Annotated in this window: 10 protein-coding genes and 1 pseudogene; 8 read left to right on the forward strand and 3 right to left on the reverse strand. The window is 70.0% G+C overall.

What is annotated here, in order from left to right; translation table 11 throughout:
* Positions 1 to 74: 74 nt before the first annotated feature.
* Positions 75 to 1283, reverse strand: coding sequence for an ROK family transcriptional regulator (locus tag G401_RS0132975; protein WP_027345838.1), 1209 nt, complete (start codon positions 1281 to 1283; stop codon positions 75 to 77).
* Between the two features lie 236 nt (positions 1284 to 1519).
* Between G401_RS0132975 and G401_RS0132980 the strand changes: the two genes are divergently transcribed.
* The 8 genes from G401_RS0132980 to G401_RS50115 all read left to right on the forward strand — a co-directional run bounded on the left by G401_RS0132980 (position 1520) and on the right by G401_RS50115 (position 12571).
* Positions 1520 to 3196: an extracellular solute-binding protein gene (locus tag G401_RS0132980; protein WP_027345839.1), complete on the forward strand. Its 1677-nt coding sequence runs from the start codon at positions 1520 to 1522 to the stop codon at positions 3194 to 3196.
* Positions 3193 to 4155, forward strand: coding sequence for an ABC transporter permease (locus G401_RS0132985; protein ID WP_027345840.1), 963 nt, complete (start codon positions 3193 to 3195; stop codon positions 4153 to 4155). The genes G401_RS0132980 and G401_RS0132985 overlap by 4 nt, the downstream gene beginning before the upstream one ends.
* Positions 4152 to 5099 (forward strand): carbohydrate ABC transporter permease, encoded by a 948-nt coding sequence (locus G401_RS0132990; protein ID WP_051367490.1) that lies wholly within the window; start codon positions 4152 to 4154, stop codon positions 5097 to 5099. Before G401_RS0132985 ends, G401_RS0132990 begins: the two co-directional genes overlap by 4 nt.
* A 64-nt stretch (positions 5100 to 5163) precedes the next feature.
* Entirely contained in the window at positions 5164 to 7476 is a 2313-nt protein-coding gene (locus G401_RS0132995) for a TIM-barrel domain-containing protein (protein ID WP_027345842.1), read from the forward strand.
* Between the two features lie 5 nt (positions 7477 to 7481).
* The gene (gene xylA / locus G401_RS0133000; protein ID WP_034593887.1) at positions 7482 to 8657 is read left to right on the forward strand and encodes a xylose isomerase; all 1176 of its coding nucleotides are present in this window, start codon (positions 7482 to 7484) and stop codon (positions 8655 to 8657) included.
* Complete coding sequence (xylB, locus tag G401_RS0133005) at positions 8654 to 10036, forward strand: xylulokinase (protein WP_027345844.1); 1383 nt, start codon at positions 8654 to 8656, stop codon at positions 10034 to 10036. The genes xylA and xylB overlap by 4 nt, the downstream gene beginning before the upstream one ends.
* Positions 10036 to 11010 (forward strand): acetylxylan esterase, encoded by a 975-nt coding sequence (locus tag G401_RS0133010; RefSeq protein WP_027345845.1) that lies wholly within the window; start codon positions 10036 to 10038, stop codon positions 11008 to 11010. Before xylB ends, G401_RS0133010 begins: the two co-directional genes overlap by 1 nt.
* Positions 10988 to 12571 carry a beta-galactosidase gene (locus G401_RS50115; RefSeq protein WP_051367491.1) on the forward strand — a complete coding sequence of 528 codons (1584 nt, stop codon included), beginning with the start codon at positions 10988 to 10990 and terminating at the stop codon, positions 12569 to 12571. The genes G401_RS0133010 and G401_RS50115 overlap by 23 nt, the downstream gene beginning before the upstream one ends.
* Before the next feature lie 365 nt (positions 12572 to 12936).
* Here G401_RS50115 and G401_RS50120 read toward each other — a convergent pair.
* Positions 12937 to 13734 (reverse strand): annotated as a pseudogene (locus G401_RS50120) (hypothetical protein); the annotation flags it as partial.
* A gap of 118 nt (positions 13735 to 13852) precedes the next feature.
* The gene (hisN, locus tag G401_RS0133025) at positions 13853 to 14656 is read right to left on the reverse strand and encodes a histidinol-phosphatase (RefSeq protein WP_027345846.1); all 804 of its coding nucleotides are present in this window, start codon (positions 14654 to 14656) and stop codon (positions 13853 to 13855) included.
* Positions 14657 to 14725: the final 69 nt, after the last annotated feature.

Consider the following 14725-nt stretch of genomic DNA (forward strand, 5'->3'; position numbering starts at 1 on the left):
GCTCCCATGCGTCAAGGGTTCCGGTCGTCTTCCCAGGCCGCCGACCCTTTGCGGGGCCGGCGGCCGGTAGTGGATCAACGGGTCGGCAACCGGCCCGAATCGATCGTGTCGAGTACGCGGGCGGCCCCGCCGGTCGCCGCCGCACCGAGGTCCAAATGAGACGCGACGATCCGCGTACCGCCTGATTCGGGGGCGATCGAACGCGACGCGAGTTCCAATTCGGCGGCCGGGATCAACCAGGGTGACAAAGGCACGAAATAGCCGCCCAGGACCACCACTTCGGGATTGATGAGATTGGCGACCGTCGCTATGCCGTAACCGAGGTGCCGGCCGGTCTCGGCGAGCACGTCGAGCACCTTCGGATCACCCGCCTTGGCTCGGCGTACGACCTCTTCGACCTCGGGTTCCAACTCGGTCGGGGAGGACGCGGAGGCGTCCGGAAGAGCGCGGGAGACGACCGCCCCGATGCCGGCCAGCGCCTCCAGGCAACCGCGCCGGCCGCATCCGCACACCGGTCCCGTCGGGTCGACGAGAATGTGGCCGAATTCGCCGGCGTACCCGCGGGAGCCGCGCAGCAGATGGCCGTTGCAGATGACGCCCGCGCCGATGCCGACTTCGCCGGTGAGATAGACGAGATTGGCCGCGTCGGCGAAGCCGCCGTAGCGCTGTTCGGCGAGGACGGCGAGATTGGCGTCGTTCTCGACCTCGATCGGGTAGGGCGGCTCGTTGAGCGCCTTGCGCATCGCGGACCGCAGGTCGACGTCGCGCCAGCGCAGGTTCGGGGCGATCCGGACGATCCCGTCCCCGTCGACCAGCCCCGGTACGCCGACCGTCAGCCCGAGCGTGCGCCGGCCGTCCTTCTCGACCTTGGCGACCGCCCGCTTGGCCAGCGCCGCGATCGAAGCCGCCGCCTGGCCCGGGTTCGACGACGACCCGGCGAACGCCCGCCGCCACGACAGCAGCCGGTCGCCGGCGAGGTCGACCGCCACGGCCGTCATGTAGTCCGCGTTGACCTCGAGGCCGATGGCCGCGTAGGGCGAGCCGTCGAGCACGAGCATGGTCGCCGGGCGGCCGATCCGCCGCTCGGTCATGCCCGTCTCCTTGACCAGCCGGCGCTCGATGAGGTCGGCCACGAGGCTCGACACCGTGGCCTTGTTGAGGCCGGTCGCCGCGGCGATGTCCGCCCGCGAGCAGGGGGCGTTGATGCGCAGGTGGCGCAGGACGACAGCGAGGTTCGTGGCGCGCACGTCGGCGAAATCGGCCGGTTGCGGCCCCGTCTGCATCGTGATCACCGCGGGCTCCACCTCACACGCGCATCATGCCGTACATCGGCGTAACGCGTCATCATCAACTCCTCGTACGTGTCACGTCGCCCGCCCGCACCGGGCTCCGGTGCTTCCCCGACGCTTGTGGTTGTGGTCACGGTCCGCTAATTTGTTTAGTCGCAAGACCAACTAACTGTACCCCACGAACACGCTTCTCCACAGCTTTCCACCGCACACGACAGGGAGAGAGAGCAGTGCACAACCCCCTCAGCACAGTCTCCACGGACCGCCGGGGCTTCCTCAACTTGGTGAAGGTCGGCGTCGTCGCGACCGCCGGCGCCGGCATCCTGGCCGGCTGCAGCGAGAAGAAGAGCAACCAGGGCTCGGTCGAGACCGGCGACGACGCCCTGCTGCCGACCTACAAGAAGGTCGAGCTGGTCAAGGCCGACGTGCCCGGCGTACCGCCGATCGCCGACGGGTTCAACAAGTACCCGTCGAACCTCGTGCAGGCCGTCAGCGAGGTCCCCGGCAAGAGCGGCACGAAGGCCACGGCCATGGTCCCGTTCTGGGGTCCGACGCCGCCCGGCCTGGGCAGCAACCAGTACTACGACGCCGTCAACGCGGCGCTCGGCGTACCGCTGGACTTCTCCGTCCAGGACGGAACGATCTACGGCCAGAAGCTCAGCGCGATGCTCGGCGCCCGGGACGTTCCGGACCTGCTGTGCGTTCCCAGCTGGGAGTACCCGAAGATCCCGAACTTCGCCGACCAGGTGAACGCGCTGTTCGAGGACCTGACCCCCTACCTGCAGGGCGCCAACGCGTCCAAGTACCCGTTCCTCGCCGGCCTGGCCAGCGACCAGTGGAAGTACGCGATCTGGAAGGGCAAGCTGGCCTCGGTGCCGTGGCCGACCGACCAGACGCCGTACCCGCTGGCCCTCTTCTACCGCAAGGACCTGCTCGACGCCGCCGGTCTCGCCGCTCCGACCTCTATCGAAGCGCTTCACGACGTGTTGAAGAAGGTGAATGACCCGGCCAAGGGGGTCTACGCCGCGAACGAGATCTTCAGCATGGTGCAGATGTACTTCAAGGTCCCCGGCTCGCAGGGCGGCTGGCGCAAGAAGTCCGACGGCGGCCTGGAGTTCAAGTACGAGACCGCCGAGTACAAGGCCGCGCTGGAGTTCATGACCCAGCTGTTCGCCGAGAAGCTGATCCACCCGGACGTGGTGGCCGCGGCGAAGACGGCCGACGCGAAGTCGCTGTTCTCCGGCGGAAAGATCATCTTCATGCAGGACGGCCCGGGTGCCTGGCAGGGCATGCAGAAGGACCAGTCCAAGGTCACGCCGGCGTTCAACATGCAGCCGGTGGCCAACTTCTCGGCCTCGGGCGGCGACCCGCTCCAGTGGAACAGCCTCGCCCCGATCTTCCACACCTTCATCAAGAAGGGCCTGGGCAAGGACCGGATCGAGGAGCTGCTGCGCGTCCTCAACTGGCTGGCCGCGCCGTTCGGCACCAAGGAGTGGGAGCTGCGCCAGTACGGCAAGGAGGGTGTGCACTTCACCCGGGGCGCGGACGGCGCGCCGGTCGGCAACGCGCTGGCCCAGAAGGAGATCGCCTTCCAGTACGGCTTCATCGTCGGACGCAACCCGGCGGTCGTCGGCGACCCGGCCACGCCGAACTACGTCAACGACCTGATCAACTGGGCGAACGTCGGCGCGAAGCAGCTGGAGACGGACCCCTGGGTCGGCCTGAAGCTCGAAGAGCCCGCCACGTACGCCAAGAACAAGGAGGTCTACGAGGACAAGTTCCGTGACGTCCTGCGGGGCCGGCGACCGGTGGCCGACCTGGACGCCATCGTGACCGAGTGGAAGAAGGACGGTGGCGAGGAAGCTCGCACCTTCTTCGCCAAGGCTCTGTCGGACAACGGCCGATGAGCAGGCCGCGGCCGCCCGCCCCGCGCGGGCGGCCGGGCTTCGCGGCGCGCCTGCGCCGCGACTGGCCCCTGCTCGTGATGACGGCGCCGGCCGCGCTGCTGCTCATCCTGTTCCACTACCTGCCGACCCTCGGCAATGTCATCGCCTTCCAGGACTACCAGTCCTACCTGGGCGACAACGCCGTGGACTCGTTCGTGCAGAGCCCGTGGATCGGTTTCACGAACTTCGCGGAGCTGTTCTCGGACCCGCTGTTCTGGGCCTCGCTGCGCAACACCCTGTTCCTGACCGGGTTCCAGCTCGTGTTCTTCTTCCCGGTCCCGATCTTCCTGGCCATCCTGCTCAACGGGATCCTGCGCCCGAAGCTGCGGACGTTCATCCAGAGCGTGATCTACCTTCCGCACTTCTTCAGCTGGGTGCTGGTGGTCACCTTCTTCGTCCAGATGTTCGGCGGCGCCGGGCTGTTCGCGCAGACCATGCAGTCGCACGGCCTGACGCCGCCGGACGTCATGACCAACCCGCACACGTTCTTCCTCCTCGTCACCGCCGAGGGCCTCTGGAAGGACATGGGCTGGGGCACGATCGTGTTCCTCGCGGCGCTGGCCGCCATCGACCAGTCGCTGTACGAGGCCTCGGCCGCGGACGGGGCCGGCCGGTGGCGGCGGCTGTGGCACATCACGCTGCCGGGGCTGCGGCCGGTGATCGTCCTGCTGCTGATCCTGCGCCTGGGCGACGCGCTGAGCGTCGGCTTCGAGCAGTTCATCCTGCAGCGCGACGCCGTCGGCTTCCAGGCTGCCGAGGTCCTCGACACGTACGTCTTCTATCACGCCATCGCCGTCACCGATTACGGGCTGGGCGCGGCCGCCGGTCTCTTCAAGGGCATCGTCGGCTTCGTGCTCATCCTCATCGCCAACAAGGTGGCGCACCGGCTCGGCGAGCAAGGGATATTCGCGAAGTCATGACTGCCGAAGCGTTGGACGCCGTGGCCACGAAGCCCGCGCGCGCCAAGACATCCAGCATCAAGCGGCCGGCGTGGGAGGAGGAGCCCACCCCCGCCGGCAAGGTCGGCAAGGGCATCCTGCTGACCTTCCTCGTCCTCGCGGTGGCGTTCCCCATGTGGTGCGTCGTGGTCACCAGCCTCTCCTCGCGCAAGACCATCGACCAGGCCGGCGGCCTGGTGGTGATCCCGCGCGGCTTCGACCCCGGCGCGTACGTGACGATCTTCTCGGGCGGCCAGGTGGCCCGGGCGGTCTGGGTCAGCCTCATCGTCGCCTTCGGCGGCACCGCCATCAGCCTCACCACCACCGTCCTGGCGGCGTACGGGCTGTCGCGACCGGGTTCGCTGTTCCACCGGCCGCTGCTGTTCCTGTTCCTGCTCACTTATCTCATTTATCCGGGTCTGGTCACGAAGTACCTCGTCGTGACGCAGCTCGTGCACTGGAAGAACAGCCTGTGGGCGCTCATGGTGCCGAGCGCCGTGAACGCCTTCAACCTGATCGTCATCCGGGCGTTCTTCATGAACGTCCCGGCCGAACTGCTCGACAGCGCCCGCATCGACGGGGCGGGGGAGTTCCGCATCCTGACCCGGATCATGCTGCCGCTGTCGAAGGCGGTGATCGCGGTCGTCGGCCTGTTCTACGCGGTCGGCTACTGGAACATCTACTTCGACGCGGTGCTCTACATCGACGACAACAACCTCCAGCCCATTCAGCGCCTGCTGCAGGGGTACATCCTGGCCGGGCTCTCGCCCCAGGTCGGCATGTCCGGGTCCTTCTCGGTGATGCCGCCGACCCTCGCGGTGAAGATGGCGGTCGTCGTGGTCGCGATCATTCCGCCGATGCTGGCGTACCCGTTCGTGCAGCGGCACTTCACCAAGGGCGTCATCACCGGCGCGATCAAGGGCTGAGTCCCAGCTCACGGCCCTGAACCTCATCCTTGACAATTTGTTTAGGCAACGGAGAAACTAAGTCATGCCCTACCGCCCTCCACTGGTCGCGCACGAGTACTTCAGTGCCGACCCGCCGGAGCTGCCTCGCCGTGCCCACGGCGAGCCAGGGCCGCAACCCATCACCCATGCCGAACTGATGGCGACGGAGCCGTCCGGCGTCAGCCTCAAGGCCCACGCGGCCGGCGGCGACGTCCTCACCGCCCAGGTCACCGCCGCGGGGGAGGGCGTGATCCGCGTCCGCCTGAGCACCGACCCCGCGGCGCGTACGCGCAGTGCCCGCGCGATCGCCCTGACGCATCCCGATCCGGGCTATCGCGCCGACGTGCAAGTCGATAACGGTATCGTTCGCGTCGTGGCCGGTGCGATGACCGCCGAGATCAGCCTGGAACCGTGGAGCATCCGCTTCACGGAGACCGCCTCCGGCCGGCTGCTCGTGCGTACCGCGCCGGGTGTCGTGGACATCTCCGGGCGCATGCGTACCGCGCCGTTCGGGGTCTCCGTGGTCGACGGGGCCGTCGTCGCGTACCACGAGACCTTCACGCTGCCGGCCGACGAGGTGCTGGTCGGCACCGGCGAGCGGTTCACCCCGCTCGACCTGCGCGGCCAGCGGCCGGTGATGTGGAACTTCGACGCGTTCGGCAGCGAGAGCGACCGCGCGTACAAGAACGTGCCCTTCTACCAGTCGAGCCGCGGCTACGGCGTCGTGGTGGACTCCGGCCTGCCGATCGAGTTCGACTTCGGCGCCAGTACGCAGAGCGTCACCCAGGTCGTCGTCCCCGATGATCTTCTCGACTACTACGTGCTGGCGGGGCCGACCCCCGGCGACGTGCTGGGCCGGTTCGACCGGCTGACCGGCAAGCCCGTGACCCCGCCGAAGTGGGCCTTCGGTTCGTGGATCTCGTCCGGCTTCTTCGTCGACACCCAGCAGGCGGTGCTCGAACGCGCCCGGACCATCCGCGACCACGGGATCCCGTGCGACGTCCTGCACCTCGACACGTACTGGCAGCCCGACGGGAAGTGGTCGGAACTGCGCTGGAACGACGAGACCTTCCCCGACCCGGACGGCATGCTGGCCGAGCTGGCGGGGATGGGCTTCCGGGTCTGCGTGTGGATGAACTCCTACCTGTCGGTCAACTCCGACCGGTTCACCGAGGCGGCCGACCGCGGCTTCCTGCTGAAGAACCCGGCCGGCGAGGCGTACGTGGTGGACTCCTGGCACGGGTCGTTCCCGCAGGGCGGCATCGTCGACTTCACCAACCCGGACGCCACCGCCTGGTTCCAGGATCTGCTGCGGCCGATCGCGCGGCAGGGCGTACAGGTCTTCAAGACGGACTTCGCGGAGGGCGTACCGGCCGACGCCGTGGCCTTCAACGGCATGACCGGCACCGAACTGCACAACGTGTACGCGTTGCTGTTCAACGACGCCGTCAGCGCGGTGACCCGGGAGGTCCACGGGCACTCGATGGTGTGGGGCCGATCGTCCTACCTGGGCGGTCAGCGGCACGCGGCCCAGTGGGGCGGCGACACGATGTGCACCTACGAGGCGCTGGCCAGCTCGATGAACGGCGGCCTCGCGCACGGCCTGTCGGGTGTGCCGTTCTGGTCGCACGACACCGGCGGCTTCTGCGGTACGCCGACCGACGACCTCTTCCTGCGCTGGGCCCAGTTCGGGGCGCTCTCGCCGCTGCTGCGGTTCCACGGCACCACGAGCCGGGAGCCGTGGAAGTTCCCGGCCGTCGAGGCGGCCGTGATCGAGGCGCTGGAGCTGCGCTACCGGCTGCTGCCGTACATCTACACCGCGGCGCTGCGGTCCGGCGAGACCGGGGAGCCCGTCATGCGGGCGCTCATGGTCGACTCGCCGGACGACCCGTTCGCGTGGCGGGCCGAGCACGCGTACCGGCTGGGGCCGGACCTGCTGGTCGCGCCGATGATCTCCGCGGACCAGGAACGTGACCTCTACCTCCCCGAGGGGCAGTGGGTGGACTGGTGGAGCGGCCACGTGCTGCCCGGTCCGTCCATTGTGCATACGCGGCCGGCGCTCGCGCGCGTGCCGCTGTACGCCCGCCTCGGCGCCCTGCTGGCGACGACCGAGCCGGCGCCGTCGGTGCCGGACGGGCCCTGGGGTGCCATCACGCTGATCAGCGTGGGCGGCCAGAGCGGGGAGACCGAGATTCGTGACGACGACGGCGTGACCGTCGTCCGAGCGGTACGCGACGGCGACACCTTCACGGTGACGACGAGCGGGCCGGCTCGGGTGGACCGTGTCTGGCTGGCCAAGGCCACCGGATACGCCGACCCGGGGACGGTCGTCCTCAACGGCAACATCCAGGAGTGATTCACATGGAGAAGATCCCGTTCACCTTCGGCCTCTGGACCGTGGGCTGGCCGGCGCGTGACCCGTTCGGTGACGCGACCCGCCCGGCGCTCGACCCGGTCGAGACCGTGCACCGGCTCGCGGAGCTGGGCGCCACCGGCGTCACGTTCCACGACGACGACCTGATCCCGTTCGGCTCGGACGACGCCGAGCGGGAGCGGCACATCGAGCGCTTCCGTGCGGCGCTCGGCGAGACGGGCCTCATCGTCCCGATGGCGACGACGAACCTGTTCACGCACCCGGTGTTCAAGGACGGCGGGTTCACCTCCAACCGGCGCGACGTACGCCGGTACGCGCTGCGCAAGGTCCTGCGCAACATCGACCTCGCGGCGTCCCTGGGCGCGAAGACCTACGTGCTCTGGGGCGGCCGCGAGGGCGCGGAGTCGGACTCGGCCAAGGACGTGCGGGCCGCGCTCGACCGCTACAAGGAGGGTCTGGACCTGCTGACCTCCTACGTGATCGAGAAGGGCTACGACATCCGGTTCGCCATCGAGCCGAAGCCGAACGAGCCCCGCGGCGACATCCTGCTGCCGACGATCGGCCACGCCCTCGGCTTCATCAACGAGCTGGAGCACTCCGAGCGGGTCGGCCTGAACCCGGAGGTCGGCCACGAGCAGATGGCCGGGCTGAACTTCATGCACGGCATCGCGCAGGCGCTGTGGCACGGCAAGCTGTTCCACATCGACCTGAACGGCCAGCGCGGCATCAAGTACGACCAGGACCTGGTGTTCGGCCACGGCGACCTGCTCAACGCGTTCTTCCTCGTCGACCTGCTGGAGTTCGGCGGTCCCGAGGGCGGGCGCGCGTACGAGGGGCCGCGGCACTTCGACTACAAGCCGGCGCGTACCGAGGATGTGGCCGGGGTCTGGGCGTCGGCCGCCGCCAACATGCGGATGTACACGCTGCTGCGCGAGCGGGCCGAGGCGTACCGGGCCGATCCCGAGGTGCAGGCGGCGCTGGCCAACGCCCGGGTGGCCGAGCTGAGCGAGACCACGCTGGGCGCCGGGGAGACCGTCGCGGACCTGCTGGCCGACAAGACCGCGTTCGAGGACTTCGACGTGGACGCGGCCGGGGCCGAGGGCGCCAACTTCGTGCAGCTGACGCAGCTGGCGATCGAGCACCTGCTGGGTGCCCGGAAGTGAAGCTCGTCGCGGGCGTGGACTCGTCCACGCAATCGGTCAAGGTCGTCATCCGTGACGCGGAGACCGGCGCGCTCGTCCGGGAGGGCCGCGCGGCCCACCCGGACGGCACCGAGGTCGACCCGGCCGCCTGGGAGACCGCGCTGAACGAGGCCGTCCGCCAGGCCGGCGGCCTCGACGGCGTGGCGGCCCTCGGCGTGGCCGGGCAGCAGCACGGCATGGTCTGCCTCGACGACGACGGCCGGGTGGTCCGCCCGGCCCTGCTCTGGAACGACACCAGGTCCGCGGCCGCCGCCGCGGACCTCGTGTCCGAGCTCGGCGCCGGTACCTGGGCCGAGCAGATCGGCAGCGTCCCGGTCGCCTCGTTCACCGTCACCAAGCTGCGCTGGCTGGCCGAGCACGAGCCGGACAACGCCCGCCGCACGAGCGCGGTCTGCCTCCCGCACGACTGGCTCACCTGGCGGCTGTCCGGTTCCACCGCGCTCGACCAGATCACCACCGATCGCAGCGACGCCTCGGGCACCGGATATTGGAGTCCGCGCGACGACGCGTACAAGATGGATCTTCTGGAGCGGGCGATGGGCGCGCGGCCGCTGGTGCCGACCGTGCTCGCGCCGCGCGGCGGGGTGGAGCGCGACGGGCTGCTGCTCGCGGCGGGGGCCGGTGACAACGCGGGCGCCGCGCTGGGGCTGGGTGCGCGACCGGGCGACGTGGTCGTGTCGATCGGCACGTCGGGCACGGTCTTCGGAGTGTCCACTGTGGCCGCTGCCGACCCGAGCGGCATCGTCGCCGGGTTCGCCGACGCCACCGGCCACTTCCTGCCGCTGGTCTGCACGCTCAACGCCGCGCGCGTGCTCGACGCGACCGCGGCGCTGCTCGGCGTGGACCACGCGGAGCTCGCGCGGCTCGCGCTCAGCGCGCCGAGCGGCAGCGACGGCCTCGTGCTGGTGCCGTACCTGGAGGGCGAGCGCACCCCGAACAAGCCCGACGCCACCGGCTCGCTGCACGGTTTCACCCTCGCCACCTCGACCGCCGCGCACCTCGCGCGCGCCGCGGTGGAGGGCCTGCTGTGCGGGCTCGCGGACGGCCTCGACGCGCTCGTCGCGCAGGGCCTCGCCGTGGAGCGCGTCCTGCTCATCGGGGGTGGCGCCCGCAATCCGGCGGTACGCGAGATCGCGCCGATCGTGTTCGGCCGGCCGGTCGCCGTTCCACCGGCCGGCGAGTACGTGGCCGACGGGGCCGCACGGCAGGCGGCATGGGCACTGACCGGCGACTTCCCGGCGTGGTCGGCTGGCGAAGTGGTAACGTTCGACGCCCCAGCTGATCTTGCCCTGCGGGCTCGTTACGCCCAGGCCCGCGATCACACCCTGGAGCGCATCTAGTGGCATTCTTCGACCTGCCCCTCGCCGAACTGCGGAGTTACGCGCCCACCGTCACCGAGCCCGGTGACTTCGACGCCTTCTGGAAGTCCACACTGGACGAATCCCGGTCGGCAGGCGGCGACCCCGTGTTCGAGGAGATCGACAACCGGCTGACCCTCGTCCGCACCTTCGACGTGACCTTCAGCGGGTACGCCGGCCAGCCGGTCAAGGCCTGGCTGACGGTACCGGCGAACGCGGACGGCCCGCTGCCGGCCGTCGTGCAGTACCAGGGCTACAACGGCGGGCGGGGCGTACCGCACCAGAACCTGTTGTGGGCCAATGCCGGGTACGCGCACTTCATGATGGACACGCGGGGCCAGGGCAGCGGCTGGTCGCTCGGGGCCACGGCCGATCCCGAGGGCTCGACGCCGCAGCAGGCCGGCTTCATGACCAAGGGCATCCTCGACCCGGCGACCTACTTCTACCGCCGCGTCTACACCGACGCCGTACGCGCGGTCGACGCCGCGCGTACGTCGCCGTGGGTGGACGCGGCGCGGGTCTCGGTGACGGGCGGCAGCCAGGGCGGCGGCATCTCGATCGCCGTCTCCGGCCTCGTCGGCGACCTGACGGCGGCCATGCCCGACGTGCCGTTCCTGTGCAACTTCGAGCGGGCCGTCGGGATGACCGACAAGGACCCGTACTCGGAGATCTCCCGGTACCTGACCGTCCACCGGTTCGACGAGGCGGCCGCGTACCGCACACTGTCCTACTTCGACGGTGTGTCGTTCGCCCGCCGGGCCACCGCCCCCGGCCTGTTCTCGACCGCCCTGATGGACGAGATCTGCCCGCCGTCGACCGTCTTCGCGGCGTACAACGCGTGGGCGCACGAGGACAAGGACATCAAGGTCTACCGGTTCAACGGGCACGAGGGCGGCAGCTTCGACCACCTCGACGAACAACTGGGATGGCTGCGTGAGCGCGTACCTCGGGGGTGATCTCTGGTTCGGGGGCGACTTCAACCCCGAGCAGTGGCCGGAGGAGAGCTGGGCGGACGACCTCGCCCTGATGAAGAAGGCACACGTCTCCGTCGTCACGGTCGGGGTCTTCGCCTGGTCCCGGCTCGAACCGGCCCCCGGCGAGTTCGACTTCGGCTGGCTCGACCGCCTGCTCGACCGGCTCGGCGCGGCCGGCATCGGGGTGTGCCTGGCCACCCCGACGGCCTCGCCCCCACCCTGGTTCACCTGGCGCCACCCGGACGGGCTGCCGGTCGGGCGGGACGGCGTACGCCTGACGCACGGATCCCGCGACACCTTCTGCGTCAGCTCACCGGCCTTCGCCGAGGCCTCCCGGCGGATCGCGACGGAACTGGCCCGCCGGTACGGCCACCACCCCGCCGTACGCCTGTGGCACGTGCACAACGAATACGGCACCTGGTGCTTCTGCGACCATTGCGCCGAGGCGTTCCGGTCCTGGCTGTCCCGCCGCCACGGTTCACTCGACGGCCTCAACGCCGCGTGGACGACCGACTTCTGGTCCCAGCGGTACGCCTCGTTCGCCGAGGTCCTGCCGCCCCGCGCGACCCAGTACCGCCGCAATCCCGCCCAGGACCTCGACTACCGGCGGTTCATGTCCGACGCGCTCCTGGCGAACTACACGATGCAGCGCGACATCCTGCGTACGCACACCGACCGGCCGGTCACGACGAACTTCGTCCTCGGCGGCTGGGTACCGGTCGACCACGCGCGCTGGGCCCGCGAAGTCGACCTCGTCGCGATCGACAGCTATCCGGCCGCCCGCGCCTTCGAGGACGCTCTCGCGGAACGGGCGTTCGCCGCCGACCTCGCCCGCGGCTGGGCCCGCGCGGCCGATCATCCGAACGGCCGCTGGCTGCTCATGGAACACGCGCCGGGTCCACGGCTCGCGGAGGTCGCGGAGGCGTACCTGTCCCGGGGCTCGATCGGGGCGCTGTACTTCCAGTGGCGGGCGTCCCGGGGCGGGGCCGAGCAGTGGCATCCGGCGCTCGTGCCGCACTCCGGCGTCCTGCCGGCGGCCGTCACGGAACTCGGGGCGTCCCTGCGCGACCGGACGCCCGTGACCGTCGACGCCCGGACCGCGCTCGTCTACGACGCCGAGAGCATGTGGGGCTGGCAGGCCGAGCATCTGCCGCTGCGGCTGGAGTACGAGACCGTCCTGCTGGACTGGCACCGGAAGCTGGCCGCCCGGGGAGCCGTCGACGTGATCCCGCCCTCGGCCGGCGGCGCGTACTCGCTGGTGGTGGCTCCGGCGCAGCTGATCCACCGGGACGTGACGGCGCTGGGGGAGACCGTGGTCCTCAACGGCGGCCTGGTCGACGCGTCCTATCGCGTGACCGACGCGGTGGAAGCGGTCATCGGAGCGCGCGTGGCCGACCGCCGGTTCTCCGACACCTCATGGTTCGACGTCCTGGAACCGACGACGGCGACGGTCGTGGAGCGGACTGCCGAAGGGCTGCCGCTGGTGACGCGCAACGGCAACGTCTACTACGTCGCCGACTCCGCCCACATCTGGCTCCCCTGACCGCTCCGCCCTCCCTCCGCACTCAAGATCCCGTTTGGATCAGGTTTTTCACCCGAATCTTGGGCCATGATTCGGGTGATTTCCCTGATCCAAACGGGATCTTGGCGGGATGGTCAGGGGCGGGAGGGGTCCAGGCGGATGCGGAGGTGGGGGAGTTCCGTCGTCGCGTCCAGGCGCGGGATCTCCGTCGTGTCCAGGACGCGCGGGTGCATCGCCGTCTGCTCCATGAGCACCGGGTGCTCCGCCGTGGGCAGGTCCATCAGCGGCGTACGCCCGTTCAGCGCCGGCCGGATCGCGTTGCCGGTGCGGTGGGACACGACCGAGGCGTGGGTCGGCTCTGGTTCGGGCAGGTCGGCGTCCTCGTCGCGTTCCTGCGATTCGGCGTACCGGGTGAGGGCGATCACCGAGCCGAGGGTCACCAGGAAGCCGATCGCGGCGAGCCACCACAGGCCGGGCCGGACCTTGTCGCCGAGGAGCAGGAGGCCGACCGCGGCGGCCGGGACGGCACCGGCGGCGTCCATCGCGGCGACGGCGGCGTTGGTGGAGCCGCGCTGCATTGCGAGGCCCAGCAGGAGCTGGGCGCTGAGCGAGTGGATGATCACCAGGTAGAGCAGCGGGCTGGTGACGAACTCGAAGATCGAGTGGGCCGACGCGAGCGGGCGTGCGGCCACCGCGGCGCAGGCGAAGCCGAGGCCGGACAGGGCGCCGAGGACGACGCTGCCGGGGGTGCCCTGGATGCGCACGGCGAAGAAGCCGGCGCCGGCGATGATCACGAGCGAGCCCAGCAGGCAGATGATGCCGAGGGTGGACAGCGGCCGTGAGGGCGCGGGCTCGGCGGACAGCACGAGGGCGCCGATGCCGACCACCAGCGAGGCGAGCAGGACGATCTCGCTCCTCGGCAGGTTCCATTTCAGCAGGATGACGCCGAGGACCGCGGTGACGCCGAGCCCGGCCGCGACGCTCGCCTGTACGAGGAAGAGCGGCAGGTCCCGCCGGGCCAGCAGGGCGAGGAAGAAGCCCAGCATCTGGCAGCCGAGGCCGCCGAGGTAGATCCGGTGCCCGAGCAGCCGCATCAGCAGGCCGGGGTCGAGCGTGTTGTGCATCTTGGTACGCGAGGCAGCCACGGACTGCAGCAGGTTTCCCACGCCGTACGCGATGATCATCGCCGCGAGGAACCACCAACCTGAGGACACCACGGCGCGAGTTTAAACCCCTAGGGGTCGCTCCGCCCCTCTGCGTGTCAGGACGCGCGACGGCTCGTCACCCACAGAGAGACCCTGCTCACAGTGCGCGAAGGCCACCTGGGGTGAGCCGCGCGAGGATGTCGGAGTGCAGCTTGCCGTTGGTGGCGATGGCGCTCCCGCCGCCCGGCGTCGCCCGCCCGGACAGGTCCGTGAAGGTTCCACCGGCCTCCGTCACGATCGGGATGAGGGCGGCGATGTCCCACAGCGACAGCTCGGGCTCGACCATCACGTCGAGGGCGCCCTCCGCCAGAAGCATGTAACCGTAGAAATCACCGTATGCCCGGCTACGCCAGCATTTACGCATGATCTCCAGCATTGAGGCCAGTCGTCCGGTCTGTTCCCACGAGTTCAGCGACGAGTAGCAGAAGCTGGCGTCGGCCAGCCGGGCGACCTCGGACACCCGGATCGGCTGCGCCGCGGCCTGGTGCCGGCCGGCGAACGCGCCGAGGCCCCGGGCGGCCCACCAGCGCCGCCCCAGAGCCGGCGCCGAGACCAGGCCGACCACCGGCTCGTCGCCCTCCATCAGCGAGATCAGCGTGCCCCACACGGGTACGCCGCGGATGAAGTTCTTCGTGCCGTCGATGGGGTCGATGACCCACTGGCGCGAACCGGTGGCCCCGGTGGACCCGTACTCCTCGCCGAGGACTCCGTCGCGGGGCCGCGTACGCGCGAGGGTCGATCGGAGCGCCTTCTCCACGGCGGTGTCGGCGTCGCTGACCGGGGTGAGATCCGGCTTGCTGCTGACGTGCAGGTCCAGCGCCCGGAATCGCGACATGGCCAGCGAATCGGCCGTATCCGCCAGAACATGGGCCAGTGCCAGATCGTCCGCGTAGCGCGCCATGCGCAGAACCTATCGGATCTCATGGAGCAATACGGGAGCGGATATCCGCGCGACACGATGTGGGCCGCT

Origin of the sequence: Hamadaea tsunoensis DSM 44101 (assembly GCF_000428945.1) — a bacterium.
Classification (GTDB): Bacteria; Actinomycetota; Actinomycetes; order Mycobacteriales; family Micromonosporaceae; genus Hamadaea; species Hamadaea tsunoensis.